Raw genomic sequence first — 19,113 nt, forward strand, 5'->3', positions numbered from 1 at the left:
GCGCCGCCGCCGCTAAGGCGCGGCGCATGACCGAGATCACGCCCGCAATCGTCGCCGAGCACGGCCTGTCCCCCGAAGAATATGATCGCGTCCTGCACGCGATGGGGCGCACGCCCAATCTAACCGAGCTCGGCATCTTCTCGGTCATGTGGTCCGAGCATTGCTCGTACAAATCTTCGCGGATCCACCTGAAGAAACTGCCGACCACCGGCCCACAGGTGATCTGCGGCCCCGGCGAAAACGCAGGCGTGGTCGATATCGGCGATGGCCAGGCCGCCATCTTCAAGATGGAGAGCCACAACCACCCCAGCTATATCGAGCCCTATCAGGGCGCCGCGACCGGCGTCGGCGGCATCCTGCGCGACGTGTTCACGATGGGCGCGCGGCCGGTAGCGAACATGAACGCGCTGCGATTCGGCCGGCCCGACCATCCCAAGATGCGCCACCTGATCGCGGGCGTGGTCCATGGCATCGGCGGCTACGGCAATTGCGTCGGCGTGCCGACGGTGGGCGGCGAAGTGAATTTCCACCGCGCCTATGACGGCAACATCCTGGTCAATGCGATGACGGTCGGTGTCGCGCAGACCGACAAGATCTTCTATTCGGCGGCCTCCGGCGTCGGCAATCCGATCGTCTATGTCGGATCGAAGACCGGGCGCGACGGCATCCACGGCGCGACGATGGCGAGCGCGGACTTCGGCGAGGATGCGGAGGAAAAGCGCCCCACGGTCCAGGTCGGCGACCCCTTCACCGAAAAGCTGCTGATCGAGGCGTGCCTGGAACTGATGGCATCCGATGCGATCGTCGCCATCCAGGACATGGGCGCCGCCGGCCTCACCTCTTCTTCGGTCGAGATGGCCAGCAAGGGCGGCGTCGGACTCCGGCTCGACATGGACAAGGTGCCGCAGCGCGAAACCGGCATGACCGCCTATGAGATGATGCTCTCCGAAAGCCAGGAGCGCATGCTGATGGTGCTCAAGCCCGGCAAGGAGGCTTTTGCCGAGGCGATCTTCCACAAATGGGAGCTCGATTTCGCGGTGATCGGCGAAGTCACCGATACCGGCCGGATGGTGCTGGTCCATCACGGCGAGACGGTGTGCGACATCCCACTCGCGCCGCTGGCCGACGACGCCCCGCAATATGACCGCCCCGCGATGTCGCGCGACGATTACAAGGCCTGGTCGGGCGTCAAGCCGCTGGGCGATGTGCCCGAGAGCACCGATATCGCGGCCGACCTCATCACGCTGATGGGATCGCCCGACATCGCCAGCCGCCGCTGGATCTGGGAACAGTACGACCACATGGTCGGCGGCGATACCGTCCAGCGCCCCGGCGGCGACGCGGCGGTGGTGCGCGTGCATGGCACGCAGAAGGGCATCGCGATCAGCACGGATTGCACGCCGCGCTATTGCTATGCGGACCCCTATGAAGGCGGCAAGCAGGCGATCGCCGAATGCTATCGCAACCTGTCCGCGGTTGGCTCGACGCCGCTCGCCGTCACCAACTGCCTGAACTTCGCCAATCCGCAGCGGCCGGAGATCATGGCGCAGTTCACCGGCTGCCTGGACGGCATGGGCGATGCCTGCCGCGCGCTCGATTTCCCGATCGTGAGCGGCAATGTCTCGCTCTACAACGAGTCCAAGGCGACGGGTGGCGGCTCCGCGATCCTGCCCACGCCGGCGATCGGCGGCATCGGCCTGCTCGCCGACTGGTCGAAATCGGCGACGATCGCTTTCAAGAACGAAGGCGACGCGATCTGGCTGATCGGTGATGATGGCACGCATCTCGGCCAGTCGATCTGGCTGCGCGAAGTCCATGGCCGTGAGGACGGCGACGCGCCGACGGTCGATCTCGAACAGGAAAAAGCGCGCGGCGCGGCTGTCCGCGATCTGATCGGATCGGGCATGGCGAACGCGGTCCATGACATCAGCGATGGCGGCCTGCTCGTCACGCTCGCGGAAATGGCGCTTGCCGGCAATCTCGGCTGCGAGCTGAGCATTGCGCTCGATGCCGCCAAGGCGTTCGGCGAAGATCAAGGCCGCTATGTCGTGACCGGATCCACGGATGCGTCCTTCCAGAACGCCGTCCGCATCGGCACGGTGCGCGGCGGCGCAGTGGCAGGCGTGTCGATCTCAGACCTTCGCAACGCACATGAGGGCTTCTTCCCGTCGCTGATGGGAGCTGACGCGGCGCTTGCCTAAATGACGGCCCTGATTCGTGTCCTGATCGGACTGTTGCTTGCCCTGTCCGCGTTACCGGCAAGCGCAGCGGGATCGGCGACTCCGCGCGTCCGGATCGAGACCAGCCTGGGTGCGATCGTCGTCGAGCTCGATATGAAGCGCGCGCCGATCACCTCGGCCAATTTCCTCGCTTATGCCGAGGAAAAGCGGCTCGACGGCACCAGCTTCTACCGCGCGGCGCGCAACAAGGGCGATCCCAAGCGCGGTCTGGTCCAGGGCGGCATCGACAGCAAGGTCCGCAAGGCGCGCTGGCCGATCGATCACGAACCGACGACGAAGACGGGATTGCGCCATATCGACGGGACATTGTCGATGGCGCGCAACGCCCCGGGCAGCGCGATGGGCGATTTCTTCATCACCGTCGGCCCTGCATCCTATCTCGACGCACGCGAGGGCAATCCGGGCTATGCCGCGTTCGGCCGCGTGGTCAGCGGCATGCCGATCGTCCATCGCATCCTGGCGCTGCCGACCTGGCCGGGCGGTCGATCGATCACCACCAAGGGCCAGCATATCAAGGAACCGATCCGCATTCTCACGGTGCGCCGCGTCCGATAGCGGAGCGAGGACACCGCGACGCCTGGACACCATCGATCCCGGCGCGACTTGCCACCGGGCCGAATCCGACATCAATTATCCAATCAGGATCATACTGTCTCAGTTAGGTTGCATACGGCTGTGAACTGGATCATGATCCGGCGATAAAATCGGGGGAGCCGGCCATGATCTCGTTCGCACGCGTGAGGCATATCGTCCTGTCCGCCATGGCAATCGCGCTGATTGCGCCGGCCGTGGCGCTGACCCAGCCTTCACCCCCTGCATCGCCCACCACGACGGCGCCATCGAACCCCGCCTCGGTTCAGGTGCCGCGATTGGAGCGCGCCGATGTCGATGCCTGGCTCGACGGACTGATCCCGGCGGCGATGCGCAGGGGCAAGATTCCGGGCGGCGTGGTCGTGGTGGTCAAGGACGGCGAGATCCTGACCGAACGCGGATATGGCTATGCCGATGTCGCAAAGAAGCGGAGGGTCGATCCCAGGACAACGGTCTTCCATCCCGGATCGATTTCCAAGACCTTCACGTTCACTGCGGTGATGCAGCTTGTCGAACAGGGCAGGATCGACCTCGACGCCGATGTGAACAGCTATCTCGATTTTAGGATTCCGCCGCGCGACGGCAAGCCGGTGACGATGCGGCAGATCATGACGCACACGCCGGGCTTCGAGGAGTCGATCAAGAACCTGACGACCGGGAGCAAGCCTGCGCCCGCACTCGGCACCTACCTGAAAACCTGGGTGCCGGAGCGCATTTTCGTGCCGGGCACGGTCCCCGCCTATTCCAACTATGCCTCGGCGCTTGCCGGCTATGTCGTCCAGCGCGTCTCCGGGCAGGACTATTACGACTATATGGACGCCCATCTCTTCAGCCCGCTCGGCATGACATTGTCGAGTTTCCGCCAGCCGGCGCCCACGAAGCTGCAGCCGCTGCTCAGCCAGGGCTATGCGGCGGGTTCAGACGACCCTGCCTATTTCGAGCATTGGAGCGTCGCCCCCGCTGGCAGCCTGCTGGCGACCGGCCACGACATGGGCAGCTTCATGATCGCGCATCTCCAACAGGGGCGTTTCGGTAACGCGCAGATCCTGGCACCGGCGACGGCTGCGAAGATGCATGCGATCCAGCCGCGTATCTTCCCCGCGCTCAATGGCATGGCGCTGGGCTTTTACGAGCATAGCCGCAACGGCCATCGCATCCTTGCGCATAATGGCGGCACGCAATTCTTCCACAGCGACATGCACCTGTTCCTCGACGACGGTGTCGGCATCTTCATCTCGCTCAATAGTCCGGGCCTCGAGGGCGCCGCATCGGGCCTGCACGACGCGTTCTTCCGCGGCTTTACCGATCGCTATTTCCCCGCCCGCCCATCCGCGAAGCCGTCCGGCATCGATGCCGCGACGGCAGCGCGCCACGCACAGCTCATGGCTGGCGCATGGGATTCCAGTCGCAGGTCGGATTCGAGTTTCCTCCGTCTGAGCAGCCTGATGGGGCCGTTCACGATCGCCGCCAATGCCGACGGCACGATCGGCTTCGATATGCCCGGCCAAGGCATGGTGAAGTGGCGGGAGATCGCGCCTTTCGTCTGGCAGGAGGCCGACGGGACCGACAAGATCCAGGCCCTGGTCAAGGACGGACGACCAATCATGCTCGGCTTCGACATAGCCGCACCCCAGGCATTCATCCCGGTACCAGCCTGGCGCTCCCCGTCATGGCTGATGCCCGCGCTGCTGGCTTCGCTCGCCATCCTGCTGATCAACGGCCTGGCCTGGCCGGTCCGTGCGATCGTGCGACGCCGCTTCGGCGCGCCGCCGCCCTATACCGGCCGGGCGGCGACCTTCTACCGGATCACGCGCGCGCTGAGCCTGGCCGCGGTCGCCGTCATCGCCATCTTGATGGGGACGCTGATCTACATGGCCGCCGATATCGAGCGGTTCAGCGAAACGATGGATCCCTGGCTGTTGTGCGTGAAGCTGGCGGCCGTCGCGATCTTCGTCGCCGGATCGGCGGCCGCGCTCTACGATCTGGTCGCGCACTTGTCCCTGCGGAAAGGCTGGGCAGGCAAGCTCTGGTCGATCCTGGTCGCGATCGGCTGCATCGTGCTGCTATGGATCGCCTTCGCGTTCAACCTGACCAATTTCAGCAGCCATTATTGAAGAGGGACCGCATTCTCTCGCCGGGCACAATGGGTTACAGTCCCCGCCGATAAAGGGGGAGGATCGCATGCTCAGACCCATTGTACTGGCGACGCTGATCGCCGGAACGCTCGATATCATTTCCGCTTTCGTATTCGCCGGCATGGCCGGCATGTCGCCGATGGCCGTGCTCGTCTTCGTCGCGAGCGGGCCGTTCGGCGACGCGCCGACCGCCACCATGGGCTGGGCGATCGCCGGACTGCTCGTCCATTTCGCGATCATGACCTGCATGGCGACAGCCTATATGATCGCCGCACCCCGCATTCCGGCGCTGCTGCGCCATCCGGTGGTCGCGGGCATCGCCTATGGCCTGTTCCTGTGGATCGTCATGTACTGGATCGTCCGCCCGATGCGCTGGCCGGAGATGCCCTTGCCGCACACGGCCTGGGGCATCGGCAATGCGCTGTTCTCGCACTGCATCCTGGTCGGAATCCCGATCGCGCTGGTCGCCAGACGGTATCTCGCGCCGCGCGCATGACCGCCGGCTATTCAGGCACGCCACTCGCGAAGAAATTGTCGCTGAAACCCGGGCAGCGCGCCTGGTTCGACGCCATGCCGGCAAGCGTGCTCGCCGAGATCGGCGATCTCGGGCTCGATCGCCTGACGACCCCCGCCGCGCCGATCGACGTCGCGCATATCTTCGTGACCGAGCGCACCGATATGGCGGCGAAGCTCGCCATGCTGCGGCCCCTGCTCTCGCCCGCCGGCTTCATCTGGGTGAGCTGGCCGAAAAAGGCGTCGAAGCAGCCGACCGACATCACCGAAGACGCGATCCGCGCGGTCATCCTGCCCGCATCCGACCTGGTCGATGTGAAGGTCTGCGCAGTCGATCAGATCTGGTCGGGGCTCAAGCTGATGATCCGCAAGGACCGACGGTGAGGGGCATCTGATCCTCGTCGTCATTGCGAGCGGAGCGAAGCAATCCAGCGATGTGTCCGCACCCTGGATCGCTTCGTCGCTACGCTCCTCGCGATGACGGTTGCGCTAGTTTGCCAATCACCCCGTCTCGTCCAGCCATCGCCGGAACAATGTATGCGCGATGGCATAGGGCGGCGGCGGCAGGAAACGGGCGTCGGGATCGCCGTCCATGCTGGCCGCCACTTCGTCGCGCGTCACCCAGATCGCATCCTCCAGCTCGGTATAGTCGATGGTGAGCGCATCATCCTCGACCTCGGCGATACAGGCCATCATCAGCGACGACGGAAAGGGCCAGGGCTGGCTGACGAGGTAGCGCACCTGTCGGGCCTTCACGCCCGCTTCCTCGTGCAGTTCTCGCGCCACCGCTTCCTCGATCGATTCACCCGGCTCCAGGAAACCTGCCAACGCCGAATAGCGGCGCGGCGGATAGCGTGGCTGGCGGCCGACCAGGACACGCCCCTCATATTCGGCGAGCATGATCACCACCGGATCGACGCGCGGGAAATGCTCGGCGCCGCACGCGCCGCAATTCCGGCCCCAGCCACCGCGGAACATCATGGTCGCCGTCCCGCATTTCGCGCAGAAACCGTGACGGACATGCCAGTCGATCAGGCTGCGCGCCGCGGCATAGGTCGACGCTTCCTCGGGCGGCAATATGTCGAGCATGCGAAAGATCGCCATCGATCGCGTCGCCCCTTCGGGCAGGTCGGACCGAACCTCGGTGAAGCGCGGCTTGCCCTCGATCGTCCCCAGGAAGATCAACTCGCTCTCCGGATCCGCTTCCGCCAGGCTCTTCCAGCTCAGCATGCCGGCATCGTCGAGCACCGGATCGATCCCGTCGAGCGACAATAGCCGCGCCGACAGGCTCGATATCATCGCGGCGAGCCGATCGGGGTCGGTGCGGATCAGGTCCTCGCGGTCGAGCGCGCTGCCGGTGAAACCCGGCTGATGACCATCGTGCCACAGCGTCATGCGAGATCCGCGTAGACGGCTTTGGCGAATTCCTTGGGAAAGCCGAAAGCGCTGTCGGGCATATATTGCGCGAAGCCCGCAGCACGGATGCCGCGCGCTGGATCGACCCAAGCAATGGTGGCGGCGGCCCCGCCCCAGCCATAGGTACCGAGACCCTGACCACCCGGCGTGGGATTGATGGTGACGCGGCCGCCCGCGCCGAAACCCTGCCCCTCGGCAAAGGTGCCGGCGGTATCCGCGCCGGGCGGCAGCAGGTTGGACATGCCGAGCCTGACCGTCTCCGCCTTCATCACCCGCTTGCCATCGACCGCGCCCTGCCCTGCCAGCATGAGCAGGAAACGATCATAGTCGCGCGCGCTCATCACCAGGCCCGCGCCGCCGAACGGAAAGGCAGGCTTGTCGAGATAGATGCTGGTAGCACCCGGATCGATCGGGATCACGCCGATCGCGATCGCGAGATGATTGGTGACCAGCCGGTGTGCTTCGCTCGCCGGCACCTGCCAATAAGTGTCTTTCATACCGAGCGGATCGAAGATGCGTTCCTGCAGGAAACCGTTGAAGCTCTTGCCCGAGGCGACCTCGATCACGCGGCCGAGCAGGTCGAGCGCGACCGAATAGCTCCACCGCGTCCCCGGATCGGCGATCAGCGGCAATGTCGCCAGCCGGTCGGCGAACTCCGCCAAGCTTGGTGCCGTCGCGAAATCGGGCGCGCCCGGCATTTTCTGGCGACTGACCTGACCGGGCAGGATGCCGAGACGGTTATAGGCATCGAGCAACGGCCCCTTGGTGATGATCGAATAGCCGAGCCCGGCGGTGTGAGTCAGCAGATTGCGGACGGTGATCGGTCCCTTGGCGGGGCGGCTGTCGAGACTCCTTGCGGGATCGACGAGCACCTTGGGCGCGGCAAAGCCGGAAATGAAATCGGCGATATTCTGGTCGAGCTTCAGCCTGCCATCCTCGATCAGCATCATCGCCGCCATGCCGGTGATCGGCTTGGTCATCGAATAGACGCGCCACAGCGTATCGGCATCGACCTTGACCGTGTTTTCCTTGGCAAGCGTGCCGGCGAAGAGGAAATCCGCAGGCGCCGTTCCCCGCCCGATCGCGCCCGCAAGCCCGGGAAGCTTGGCGGGCGCCAGCGCGTCCATCACAGCACGGACGAGCGGCCAATCCCCGCCCGCTGCCCGTCCCAGCGCTGGCACGGGCAGCGCACCCGCCAGTCCCAATGCCGCAAGACCACGAAGGAAATCGCGCCGTTCGAGCACCATCTCAACCATCCGCATCTCCCTCGATCGCGTGCCGGGCAGCCTTGGCGAAGACCGTCGGTAATCCCGCCGCGTCCAGCCGCTCTATCGCCCACCATTCTCCGCCCAGTTGCGGAACGCAACCCTTTTCCAGCGATGCCCGCACGACACGCAGTTCGAGCGCGAAATGGGTGAAGACATGCTCGACATGCCCGTCGATCCAGCGCCAGTCGAGCGGTGCCGGCGCATCCGCCAACCCGGAATCGGTCTCGGTCCAGGGGCCGGTGGGCAGCGCGCGCATGCCCCCGAGCAAACCCTTGTCGGGCCGGCGGACGAGCAGCACCTCGCCATCATGCTCGATCCAGAAGATCGTGCCGCGCCGTCGCGGCCTTGCGGCTTTCGGCGCCTTGCGGGGCAGCCGTGCGGGGTCGCCAGCGGCGAAGGCGGTGCAATTCCGGTCGAGCGGGCAAAGCGCGCAGAGCGGATTGCGCGGCGTACAGAGCGTCGCGCCCAGATCCATCATCGCCTGCGCGAAATCGCCGGGTCGATCGGACGGCGTGATCGTATCGGTGAGCGCATAGAGTTCGGGCTTGGCGGCAGGCAGCGGCGTTTCCACCGCGAACAGCCGCGCGACCACGCGCTCGACATTGCCGTCCACCACGACGGCACGGCGCGCAAAGGCGATCGCCGCGATCGCCGCGGCGGTGTAGCGGCCGATGCCGGGAAGCGTCAGCAATGCCGCTTCGTTATCGGGGAATTGCCCACCATGATCGGCCGCGACGACGCGCGCGCAGGCCAGCATGTTGCGCGCACGGGCATAATAGCCGAGCCCGGCCCAGGCGGTCATCACCTCCTCATCGGGCGCGGCCGCCAGCGCCTGCACCGTCGGCCAGCGCTGGGTGAAGCGCGCGAAATGCGGCCTGACCGCGGCAACCGTCGTCTGCTGGAGCATCACTTCGGACAGCCAGACGCGATAGGGATCGGGCGGCGGCGTGCCGGGCGGACTCCGCCAGGGCAGCGCACGGGCATTGCGATCATACCAGGCGAGCAGCGACGCCGCGACGCTCACCGGGTTTCCCCTTTCCGAAATCCGTGGATAAGTCTTCGCGCGAACTCGACTGGCATGGGTCGGCTATGGCATGGAGTGTCGGATGAGCGAAGGGCATACACGCAAACCGAGGAACGGACAGGCGGACGGACCGCGCGGTGGGCGCACGCGCACCGTGGCCGAAATGCTGCCCGATATCGGCCGTGCCGCCTATCGCCGCTTCGGTTTCGTGCAGAGCGCGGTGGTGAGCCGCTGGTCGGAAATCGTCGGAGACCGCTATGCTGGCGTCTCGGCCCCCGAATCGATCCGCTTTCCGCAGGGCCAGCGTTCGGACGGCGTGCTGACGCTCGGCGTCGTCGGGGCACATGCGCCGATGATGCAGCATGTCGCGCCCGAGATCATCGAGCGGGTCAATCGCTTCTTCGGCTATCCGGCGGTCGCCCGCATCGTGATCCGCCAGGGCATGGCGCCGAAACCGGCTGCGCCGCGCAAGGCGCCCCCATCGCTCAAACCGCTGCCGATCGATCTGGGCGACAGCCTGCGTGCGATCGGCGATCCCGAATTGAAGGCCGTGCTCGAATCGCTCGCGCGCGGCGTCGCCGCGACGCAAGGGCCGCCCGTGTTCGAAGGAGAAGGATGATGAAGCGCGTCGCGATTCTCGCTTCGCTGGCGCTGGCCGGCATTGTCGGGACGGGACTGGGCGGGACCGGACTGGCCGCACCCGCGCGCGACTGGACGCGCACCGTCGTGCCGACCAAGGCCGGTACCTATGTGTTCGGCAATCCCGCTGCCAAGGCCAAGCTGGTCGAATATCTGAGCTATACCTGCTCGCATTGCGCGCATTTCACCGAAGAGGCCTGGCCGGCGCTCAAGCGCGATTATCTTGCGCGCGGCACCGCCAGCATCGAAGTGCGCCACGCGCTACGCGATCCGATCGACATGGCTGCGGCCTTGCTCGCGCGCTGCGACGGCCCGGCCCGCTTCCTGGAACATAGCGAAGCGATCTTCGCTGCGCAGCCCGACCTGCTCGCCAAGGGCCAGCAATTCATGATCACGAACGGCGAACGCGTCCGCAAGCTGCCCGAAACCCAGATCGCCGGCGAATTCGCCAATGGATCGGGTCTGGTCGCGCTGATGCGCTCGCGCGGCATGCCGCAGGCGAAGATCAATGCCTGCCTGGCGAACAAATCCCAGCTCACAGTGCTTGCCGGCATGGCCGACGAGGCATGGAAGGTCCGCAAGGTTCCCGGGACACCGGCCTTTCTGATCAACGGCACGCTGGCGGCCGACACCAATAGCTGGGCGGCGCTCAAGCCGAAGCTCGACGCCGCCGCGAAATGATTTTCCAAGGAGCGACGACCAAGATGAGAATCCTTTCCGCCCTCCCCGTCCTGAGCCTCGCGCTCACCCTGGCCGCATGCGGCAGCGATGCCGGTGGCAATAATGCGACCGCCACCAACAGCAGCGCGGGTGCCGTCGCCGCCCCCACCGGATCGGCCTGGACCGATACGGTTTCCAAGACCGCGGATGGCGGCTTCGTGATGGGCAATCCCGACGCAGCGGTGAAACTGATCGAATATGGCGCGCTCAGCTGCAGCCATTGCGCGGAATTCGCCGAGAAATCCTCCGAGAAGCTCCGCGGCTATATCGCCAAGGGCACGGTGAGCTACGAGTTCAGGCCGTTCCTGCTCGGTCCGCTCGATATCCCCGCGACTTTGCTCGCGCGCTGCTCGGGCCCCGGCCCCTTCTTCACGATCGCCGAACAGATGTTCGCGGCGCAGAAGGACTGGCTCGGCCGCACCGCATCGATCACCCCCGCCGAGCAGCAGAGCTGGCAGGGGCTGCCGCCTGAAAAGCTTGCGCCGACGCTCGCCGCCAAGCTCGGGCTGGACAGCTTCGTCCAGCAGCGCGGCGTCACCAGCGCCCAGGCCCAGGCCTGTCTGAGCGACCGTGCGGCAATCGACGCGCTCGGCAAGATCACCCAGGATGGCTCCGCCAAGTTCCAGATTACCGGCACGCCCACCTTCATCGTGAACGGCAAGAAGCAGGAGGTGAACACCTGGGAAGCCGTCGAACCGCTGCTGATCGCGGCCGGGGCCTGATCGAAGCGATGCGGACCGGGGGGCGCCGCATTCGGTGAAAATCAAGCGCCTCAAACTTGCCGGCTTCAAGAGCTTCGTCGAGCCGGCGGAGCTGAGGATCGAGTCGGGGCTGACGGGAATCGTCGGCCCCAATGGCTGCGGCAAATCGAATCTGCTCGAAGCGATCCGCTGGGTCATGGGCGAATCCAGCGCCAAGTCGATGCGCGGCGGCGGCATGGAGGACGTGATCTTCGCGGGCACCGATACGCGGCCCGCGCGCGCATTCGCCGAAGTCGCGATCCTGACCGAACGCCCGCCGGGTGAGACGCCCGGCCCCATCGCCGCCGCCAATGACGGCGACGTCGAGGTCATCCGCCGGATCGAGCGCGGCGCCGGCTCCGCCTATCGCGTCAATGGGCGCGACGTGCGCGCGAAGGACGTCGCGCTGCTGTTCGCTGATGCCGCCACCGGCGCGCATTCGCCGGCACTTGTCAGCCAGGGCAGGATCGGCGCGGTGATCGCGGCGAAGCCCGCCGAGCGTCGCCAGATGCTAGAGGAAGCGGCGGGCATCGCGGGCCTGCACGTTCGCCGCAAGGATGCCGAGCAGAAGCTGCGCGCGACCGAGACCAATCTGACGCGGCTCGACGAACTGCTCGCCGACATGGAAGTGCGCGCCGCGGCACTGAAGCGGCAGGCGAAGCAGGCCGAGCGCTACCGGCTGCTGACCGACCAGATCAAGGTGGCCGAAGCCCGGTTGATCTATGCGCGCTGGCGCGATGCCGCCGCGGCGGCGGATGCGGCGCGCAAGGAAGCCGAAGCCGCCGAAGCCGCGGTCGCGCGCGCGAGCGAAGCCCATCGCGGCACCGTCGCATGGCAGGCACAGGCGGTGCAGGTGCTGGCCGACAAACGGTCCGCCGCACAGGCCGCGCGCGAAAAAGCGTCGGAAGCGGGCCATATATTGGCGACGCTGCGCAGCGAACGCGCCGCGCTCGACCGGCGGATCGCCGAACTTGCCGCGCAGAAGGAACGCATGGTGCAGGATCGCGAGCGCGAAGGCGCGCTGGCGAACGATGCGGCGGATGCGCTGGCGCGGCTCGGCGAAGAAGCGAAGCTGCTCGATGCCCGGGTCTCGACCGCCGAAAAGGACCGCCCGGGGCTCGAACGGCGCGTGCTCGATGCCGAAGCCGCGGCCCGCGATGCCGAAGTGAGCCTGGCCAAGGCGATGGCGGCACAGGCCAGCGAGCAGGCCGAGGCGCGTGTCGCCCAGGCCGCGCTGGGCAATGCGCGCGCACGGCTGGAGCGCGCCGAGCGCGAAGCGGCGCGGCTGGCGGGCGAACGCGACGGACTGGGTGACGAGGCCCCGTTGATCGCCGCGCGCGATGCTGCGGTGGCGACGCGCGAAGCGGCGGAGGCCGAAGCCGCTGCCGCAACCGTTGCGATCGGTGACGCCGAACGGCGGCGCGACGAGGCGGCGACCGCGCGCCAGGCGGCGGAAAGTGCGACGGCGGCGGCCAAAGCCGGTCTTTCGGCATTGGAGAGCGAAGCCAAGGCGCTCGTCCGCGCGGTCGAGCAGGGCGGCAACAAGGATCGGCTGCTCGACAAGATCAAGGCGGCGCCGGGCTATGAACGCGCGCTGGCGGCCGCGCTCGGCGACGATCTCGATGCCGGCATGTCCGCCGAGGCGAAGCGCTATTGGGCCGGGGCCCAGCCCGTAAGCGGCGACCCGGGGCTGCCCGCCGGCACGAGGCCGCTCGCAGAACATGTCCAGGCCCCCGAAGCGTTGGCACGCCGGCTGGCGCAGATCGCGGTGGTCGAAACAGATGACGGTGCGCCGCTCGCCGTCGGGCAAAGGCTGGTCACGCTGGCCGGCGTGCTCCGGCGCTGGGACGGCTATGTCGCGACCGAAGGCGGTGCAGCCGCCGCCGAACGGCTGATCCGCCTGAACCGGCTTGCCGAGATCGAGGATCTGCTGCCCGAGGCGCAGGCGGCCGTCACGCGCGCGGGCGAGGATGCGGATACGGCGCGCGCGGCGGTGGAGGCCGCACGGGCCGCGGCCGATGCGGCACGCGCGACGCTTGCCCGCGCCGAACAGGCGGCGCGCAATGCCGCGCGCGAAGAGGATCAGGCCAACGGCCAGATCGAGCGGCTGGCGGCCCGGCGCGGCGAGATGGTCGAACGGATCGGGCGCGCCAATGCCGAAACCGGCGAGGCGCAGGACGAGGTCCGCCGTGGCGAAAGCGCCGTTGCCGCGCTGCCCGACGGATCGGCCACAGCACAGCAGGTCGCCGCGCTGCAGTCGGTGAACGAAGCCGCGCGCAGCGCCGTCGCGCATCTGAAAGCCGAAAGCGCGACGATCGACCGCGCCATCGCCACCGATCGCGAGCGGCTGTCGGCGGCGCAGGCCGAAGCCAAGGGCTGGCGCGCGCGCGCTGGCGAGGCGGCCCGACGCATCGAGGAAATGGCGAAGCGCAGCGAGGCGGCGGAGAAGGAAGCCGCGTCGCTTGCAAAAGCGCCCGCCGCACTCGACGCGAAGATCGCGACGCAGGAAGAATCGAGCCGCACGCTCACCGCCGCATCGGAAACGCTGTTGGTCGAGGAGCGCGAGGCCGATACGGCTCTACGCAAATCCGAAGCCGCGCTTGCCGAGGCAGGCGAGGCGCTCGCCGTGGTCCGTGAGGCGCGCGCAGGCGCGGTCGCGCGCGCCGAGAATCAGGAACAGCGCCGGGTAGAGATGGGGCGCATTTCGGGCGAGCGTTTCGAATGCCCGCCCCCGGTGCTGCCGGAGAAGATCGGTTTCGCCAGCGCCGATGTCGGCGATGCCGACACCGAATCGGCGCGCAACGACCGGCTGGTGCTCGATCGCGAAAGGATCGGGCCGGTCAATCTGATCGCCGAACAGGAATTGTCCGAACTGGAGGCCGAACGCACGACATCGGCGGCCGAGCGCGAGGAACTGGGCCAGGCGGTCAATCGGCTGCGCGGATCGATCGGCAGCCTCAACCGCGAGGGGCGCCAGCGGCTGCTTGCCGCGTTCGAGGCGGTCGACGGACATTTCCGCCGGTTGTTCACGACGCTGTTCAACGGCGGCCAGGCGCATCTCGAACTCGTCGATTCGGACGATCCGCTCGAAGCCGGGCTGGAGATCATGGCGCAGCCCCCGGGCAAGAAGCTGTCGACGCTCACCTTGCTGTCGGGCGGCGAACAGGCACTGACCGCGGTCGCCCTGATCTTCGGCCTGTTCCTGACCAATCCGGCGCCGATCTGCGTGCTCGACGAAGTCGACGCCCCGCTCGACGACGCCAATATCGAGCGCTTCTGCGACCTGCTCGACGTGATGGTGGGTGAGACCGAGACGCGTTACCTGATCGTGACGCACAATGCCGTGACGATGAGCCGCATGCATCGTCTGTTCGGCGTGACGATGATCGAACGCGGCGTCAGCCGGCTGGTCTCTGTCGATCTCGGCGGCGCCGAACAATTGCTGGCGGCGGAATGATCGGCCGCGATACCGGATCGAAGTGGAGCATCATCCCATGCGCATCGCCTTCCTCCTTTTTCCCGACGTCACCCAGCTCGACCTGACCGGGCCGGCGCAGGTGCTCTCGCGGATCGGCGACGTGTCGGTCGAGCTGGTCTGGAAGACGCGCGATCCGGTGCGGACCGATGCGGGATTTCCACTGCTGCCGACAGCCACTTTCGACGAGATCGAGAGCGCCGACATTCTCTGCGTGCCCGGCGGATTCGGCACCGTCGCGGTGATGGAGGATACGGAAACGCTCGACTGGGTGCGCCGCATCGCGGCCGACGCCCAATGGGTAACGAGCGTCTGCACCGGATCGCTGATCCTCGCCGCCGCAGGGCTGCTCAAGGGCTATCGCGCCGGATGCCATTGGGCGTCACGCCACCAGCTCGAATGGTTCGGCGCGATTCCCGTGGCGGAGCGCGTGGTGTTCGACCGCAATCGCGTGACGGGCGGCGGGGTTACCGCGGGCATCGATTTCGGCCTGTCGCTTGCCGCCGCGATCCGCGGCGAAGCGCATGCCCGTTTCATCCAGCTCAGCCTGGAATATGATCCTGCCCCACCCTTTGATTCGGGATCGCCCGACAAGGCGACGCCCGAAACCCTCACCGCCTATCGCGCGCTGGTGGCGAAACATGCGCCAGGACGCGAGGACAAGGTGAAGGCGATCGCGGAAGCGTTGGGGTTTGCAGGGGAAGATCCCGGCGTTTCTGGCTGAACCGTTCAGTCAATCGCACCGTTGTCCCGAGCCCTGTCCTGAACGCCTGTCGAAGGGCTCGGGACAAACGGGCATTATTGCATTTGCGTTGGCCCAGCCACGCTTCGCGCCGCCATACGCAATTCATCGACGAAGCGCGCACGCTCCGCTTCCACATCGCCCTGCATGCGCAGCAGATAGCTGGGATGGATGGTGATCCAGCCCTCACCGCCATCGGGCAGGTCGAGCGCCCTGCCCCGGCTTTCGCCGATCTTCATCGTCCGGCCGAAGATCGATTGCGCCGCGGTCGCGCCCAAGGCCACGGTCACTTTGGGCCGGATCAATAGAGCTTCCTGCTCGATCCACCATTTGCAGGCCTTGATCTCGCTGGTCAGCGGACGCTGATGGATGCGGCGCTTGCCGCGCTGCTCATATTTGAAATGCTTGACGGCGTTGGTGACATAGACCTTGCCGCGATCGATCCCGGCGGCCGTCAGCGCCTCGTCGAGCAGCTTGCCGGCCGGCCCGACAAATGGGCGGCCCTGCTGATCCTCCTGATCGCCGGGCTGTTCGCCGACCAGCATGATCTCGGCATCGAGCGGCCCTTCGCCGAAGACGGTCTGCGTCGCATATCTGTGGAGGTCGCAGCGCGTGCAACCCGCAGCTTCCTCGCGGAGCGCTGTCCAGGCCGCGCCGATATTGGTCGGCGCCGTCGCCCTGGCCGTCCGGATCATGCCACTCTCCCGCGCCTGCGCGCCTGCGATCAACTGCGGCACCAACGCGGTTTCGGGCATGTTGTGCCAATATTTTCGCGGCATTTCCTTCAACATCATGCCGGGCTTCAGCCGCGCCGGATTGAAGATCGACGCATAATAGGTCTTCCATACCGCTTCGACCGGATCGTCGCCCGGCGCATCCTCGCGGCGCGCGGCCGGCCCTTCCGACAGGATATCGCCATCCCAGTGCAACGAGAGTTCGGGCGTCAGGATCGACCAGCGCATATTGGGGAAGCGACGCACGAAGAAACCGGCATTGGCGCGCACGATATGATGCTCGGGCTCGAACCAGGCGACGAAACGCGTGGTATCGGCTTCGGCCACTTCGCGGAAGCGCAGGAAAGCGCGCATCTTGTGGATGTCGCGCCGCACCGATCCGGCCATATGTTCCAGCCGCCTGATCAGCGGATCGGCGCGATCCTCGATCAGGCCCGGTTGGCTCAGCAACAGCAGCAATAAAGTGTAGAGCAAGGCGAAACGTTCGGCATCGCGATGCAGGATCGCGGTTTCGGCGAGCTCGAGAAAGGGGCGCGGCACCGAAAAGGCGGCCTGCGCCATCGGGATCACCGGTATATCCGCGAACAGATCGACCGGGGTTTCACCCACCTGCCAGACGATATCTGCCGGTGAGATGCCGGCAAGAGCCAGCGTCCGCGCGTCGCGCCGCCAACCTTCGAAATCATCTTCGCCGGCCAGCGACGCGACACGCATTCCCGTCTATTTCGCCCGTTCGAGTTCGGCCGGCTTGCGCCGCTTGAAGACTTCGGCGAGCTGGACTTCCTCTTCGCCGGTCAATTGCTTCGCCGCGTCGGGAAACATCTCTTCCTCTTCCTCGTCGATATGATGCTCGTAGCGATGACGCATCGCGCGAAAGCGCGTCAGCCAGCCGGGCGACGAGAATTCCATCTCGTCGAGCTCCTCGAGGAAATCGTCGATCTCCTTATGCTCCGACACCGAATGCTGGGCGTCCTCGCGCAGGTCGGGTTTGGCGAGCATCGTCGCGTAAAGCGATTCCTCTTCAGCCGCGGCATGCGCGGTGACTTCGACGCGAAACGCCTCGAACAGCGCGCGGCGCTCTTCGCTGTCGCCTTTGGTCTCGTCGATCTTCGCCAGCATCGTGCGATGCCGGTCATGATCCTGCTTCAGTCGTTCGAAGATTTCGGCGTTTGCCATCGATATGCCTCCGTTCAGTTCGGAGGTTCAACGGCCAGACCTGCGTCCGGGTTCAACCGATCAGGCGATAGAGCCCGCTCCAGAGGAAAGGTACGATCACCGCCGCCACCCAGAGCAGGCCCGCCGCGCGGCGAAAGGCACCCGCATCGGGGCGGGCAATCCAATAGGCCTCGAAGCGCGCCATCAGCGGAATCACGGCCATCACCGGCAGCACGAGCGCGATCATATGCAGCGGCGCGGCATGCCCCGACGCGGCGGCGAGGCACAATATGTGCAACAGCGCGAACACGATCAGCGCGCCCGCGCTGTTGTTCGACACACGCCGCTTCCAGATATCGCGATCGAACGGTTGGGATGCCATGTCTTCTCCCTCGACTCGGCCCTAATGAAGCCGAGTCGGAGCGCCATGGCAAGACGGCATGAATGCGACGATCCGAATCGCTCATGCGTCGAACAGTTCCAGCTGTTTGCGCTTCGGCCTCACCAGCGGACGCAGGTCCGCGGCATCGGCCAAAGCGACCGGTCGCCAGTCCTCCGCGATCAGGAACGGTCGAAGCTTCGTGACCGAGACGGTCAGCCGCGCAAGATCCGCAAGGCCCAGCCGGCGCCAGCGCCGCGCGGTCAGGATCGCGTCCACCGCCTTCACGCCCAGCCCCGGAATCCGGAGCAGCATCGTGCGCGGCGCGCGGTTGACGTCGACCGGAAAGCGATCGCGATGCTTGAGCGCCCAGGCAAGCTTGGGATCGATATCGAGCGGCAGCATGCCGCTATCGTCGGCGGCGGCGACAACCTCGTCGGCCGCGAATCCATAGAAGCGGATCAGCCAGTCGGACTGATAGAGCCGATGCTCTCGCATCAGCGGCGGACGACGCAAGGGCAGCACCGCGCTGGCATCGGGGATCGGGCTGAATGCCGAATAATAGACGCGGCGTAGCGCGAAACGATCGTAAAGGCTGTTCGCACGCATCACGATGTCGCCATCGGTCGCAGCGTCTGCGCCGACGATCATCTGGGTCGACTGGCCGGCCGGCGCGAAATCCGGCGCGTGCCTGTAATGCGCGCGCGCATCGGCGGTATCGACGATCGCGGCCTTCAGCCCCGCCATCGCCCCTTCGATCCGCACGCCCGATTTCTCGGGCGCCAGCCGCTTGAGGCCGCGCTCGGTGGGCAGCTCGACATTGATCGACATGCGATCGGCATGAAGCCCTGCTTGATGGATCAGGTCTGGATCGGCGTCGGGGATCGTCTTGAGATGGATATAGCCGCGAAAATCATGATCCTCGCGCAGCGATCGCGCCACCTCGACGATCTGCTCCATCGTATAGTCGGACGATCGGATGATGCCCGAGGAGAGGAACAGCCCCTCGATATAGTTGCGCCGGTAGAAAGCGAGCGTCAGATCCACCACCTCCTTCGCAGTGAAGCGCGCGCGCCGCACGTTCGAACTCTTGCGGTTGATGCAATAATGGCAGTCGAAGATGCAGCTGTTGGTCAGCAGGATCTTGAGCAGCGAGATGCAGCGGCCGTCGGGCGCATAGGCATGGCAGATTCCCATGCCCTCGGTCGAACCGATCCCCTTGCCCCTGGCCGAGTCGCGCTTAACCGTTCCCGACGACGCGCAGGACGCGTCGTATTTGGCGGCATCGGCAAGGATTTCGAGCTTCTGGCGGACATCGAGCTGGGACATGTGTTCACTATAT

At 66.2% G+C, this 19,113-nt stretch carries 17 protein-coding genes; 10 read left to right on the top strand and 7 right to left on the bottom strand.

Features of this window, described 5'->3' with window-relative positions; genetic code table 11:
* Positions 1–26: 26 nt before the first annotated feature.
* The 5 genes from purL to AC3WN8_RS10595 all read left to right on the top strand — a co-directional run bounded on the left by purL (position 27) and on the right by AC3WN8_RS10595 (position 5,863).
* Positions 27–2,201 (top strand): phosphoribosylformylglycinamidine synthase subunit PurL, encoded by a 2,175-nt coding sequence (purL, locus tag AC3WN8_RS10575; RefSeq protein WP_492669372.1) that lies wholly within the window; start codon positions 27–29, stop codon positions 2,199–2,201.
* Entirely contained in the window at positions 2,202–2,795 is a 594-nt protein-coding gene (locus tag AC3WN8_RS10580; RefSeq protein ID WP_492669373.1) for a peptidylprolyl isomerase, read from the top strand.
* 164 nt (positions 2,796–2,959) lie between these two features.
* Positions 2,960–4,945 (top strand): serine hydrolase domain-containing protein, encoded by a 1,986-nt coding sequence (locus AC3WN8_RS10585; protein ID WP_492669374.1) that lies wholly within the window; start codon positions 2,960–2,962, stop codon positions 4,943–4,945.
* Between the two features lie 67 nt (positions 4,946–5,012).
* Positions 5,013–5,462 (top strand): hypothetical protein, encoded by a 450-nt coding sequence (locus AC3WN8_RS10590; protein ID WP_492669375.1) that lies wholly within the window; start codon positions 5,013–5,015, stop codon positions 5,460–5,462.
* Positions 5,459–5,863 (top strand): hypothetical protein, encoded by a 405-nt coding sequence (locus tag AC3WN8_RS10595; protein WP_492669376.1) that lies wholly within the window; start codon positions 5,459–5,461, stop codon positions 5,861–5,863. Before AC3WN8_RS10590 ends, AC3WN8_RS10595 begins: the two co-directional genes overlap by 4 nt.
* 117 nt (positions 5,864–5,980) lie before the next feature.
* Here the strand turns inward: AC3WN8_RS10595 and nudC are convergent, their stop codons facing one another.
* The 3 genes from nudC to mutY are packed head-to-tail and all read right to left on the bottom strand — an operon-like array spanning position 5,981 to position 9,187.
* Positions 5,981–6,874 (bottom strand): NAD(+) diphosphatase, encoded by an 894-nt coding sequence (gene nudC / locus AC3WN8_RS10600; protein WP_492669377.1) that lies wholly within the window; start codon positions 6,872–6,874, stop codon positions 5,981–5,983.
* Entirely contained in the window at positions 6,871–8,151 is a 1,281-nt protein-coding gene (locus tag AC3WN8_RS10605; RefSeq protein WP_492669378.1) for a serine hydrolase domain-containing protein, read from the bottom strand. Before AC3WN8_RS10605 ends, nudC begins: the two co-directional genes overlap by 4 nt.
* Complete coding sequence (gene mutY, locus AC3WN8_RS10610; RefSeq protein ID WP_492669379.1) at positions 8,144–9,187, bottom strand: A/G-specific adenine glycosylase; 1,044 nt, start codon at positions 9,185–9,187, stop codon at positions 8,144–8,146. The genes AC3WN8_RS10605 and mutY overlap by 8 nt, the downstream gene beginning before the upstream one ends.
* A 70-nt stretch (positions 9,188–9,257) precedes the next feature.
* Between mutY and AC3WN8_RS10615 the strand changes: the two genes are divergently transcribed.
* Genes AC3WN8_RS10615 through AC3WN8_RS10635 form a run of 5 tightly spaced genes read left to right on the top strand, consistent with a single transcriptional unit; the run spans position 9,258 to position 15,485 of the window.
* Positions 9,258–9,806: a DUF721 domain-containing protein gene (locus AC3WN8_RS10615; RefSeq protein ID WP_492669380.1), complete on the top strand. Its 549-nt coding sequence runs from the start codon at positions 9,258–9,260 to the stop codon at positions 9,804–9,806.
* Entirely contained in the window at positions 9,806–10,507 is a 702-nt protein-coding gene (locus tag AC3WN8_RS10620; RefSeq protein ID WP_492669381.1) for a DsbA family protein, read from the top strand. Before AC3WN8_RS10615 ends, AC3WN8_RS10620 begins: the two co-directional genes overlap by 1 nt.
* Positions 10,508–10,530: 23 nt before the next feature.
* On the top strand, positions 10,531–11,268 hold the full coding sequence (locus tag AC3WN8_RS10625; RefSeq protein WP_492669382.1) for a thioredoxin domain-containing protein: 738 nt from the start codon (positions 10,531–10,533) through the stop codon (positions 11,266–11,268).
* Between the two features lie 34 nt (positions 11,269–11,302).
* Positions 11,303–14,743, top strand: coding sequence for a chromosome segregation protein SMC (gene smc / locus AC3WN8_RS10630; RefSeq protein ID WP_492669383.1), 3,441 nt, complete (start codon positions 11,303–11,305; stop codon positions 14,741–14,743).
* 37 nt (positions 14,744–14,780) lie between these two features.
* On the top strand, positions 14,781–15,485 hold the full coding sequence (locus tag AC3WN8_RS10635) for a DJ-1/PfpI family protein (protein ID WP_492669384.1): 705 nt from the start codon (positions 14,781–14,783) through the stop codon (positions 15,483–15,485).
* A 74-nt stretch (positions 15,486–15,559) separates the two neighbouring features.
* Here the strand turns inward: AC3WN8_RS10635 and AC3WN8_RS10640 are convergent, their stop codons facing one another.
* The 4 genes from AC3WN8_RS10640 to AC3WN8_RS10655 all read right to left on the bottom strand — a co-directional run bounded on the left by AC3WN8_RS10640 (position 15,560) and on the right by AC3WN8_RS10655 (position 19,100).
* Positions 15,560–16,951, bottom strand: coding sequence for a UdgX family uracil-DNA binding protein (locus tag AC3WN8_RS10640; RefSeq protein WP_492669385.1), 1,392 nt, complete (start codon positions 16,949–16,951; stop codon positions 15,560–15,562).
* Between the two features lie 6 nt (positions 16,952–16,957).
* Positions 16,958–17,413, bottom strand: coding sequence for a hemerythrin domain-containing protein (locus AC3WN8_RS10645; protein WP_492669386.1), 456 nt, complete (start codon positions 17,411–17,413; stop codon positions 16,958–16,960).
* A 52-nt stretch (positions 17,414–17,465) separates the two neighbouring features.
* Positions 17,466–17,774 carry a hypothetical protein gene (locus AC3WN8_RS10650; protein WP_492669387.1) on the bottom strand — a complete coding sequence of 103 codons (309 nt, stop codon included), beginning with the start codon at positions 17,772–17,774 and terminating at the stop codon, positions 17,466–17,468.
* A gap of 81 nt (positions 17,775–17,855) precedes the next feature.
* The gene (locus AC3WN8_RS10655; protein WP_492669388.1) at positions 17,856–19,100 is read right to left on the bottom strand and encodes a putative DNA modification/repair radical SAM protein; all 1,245 of its coding nucleotides are present in this window, start codon (positions 19,098–19,100) and stop codon (positions 17,856–17,858) included.
* Between the last annotated feature and the right edge of the window lie 13 nt (positions 19,101–19,113).

It is taken from the genome of Sphingobium sp. FW305-3-2-15-F-TSA7 (genome assembly GCF_058787155.1).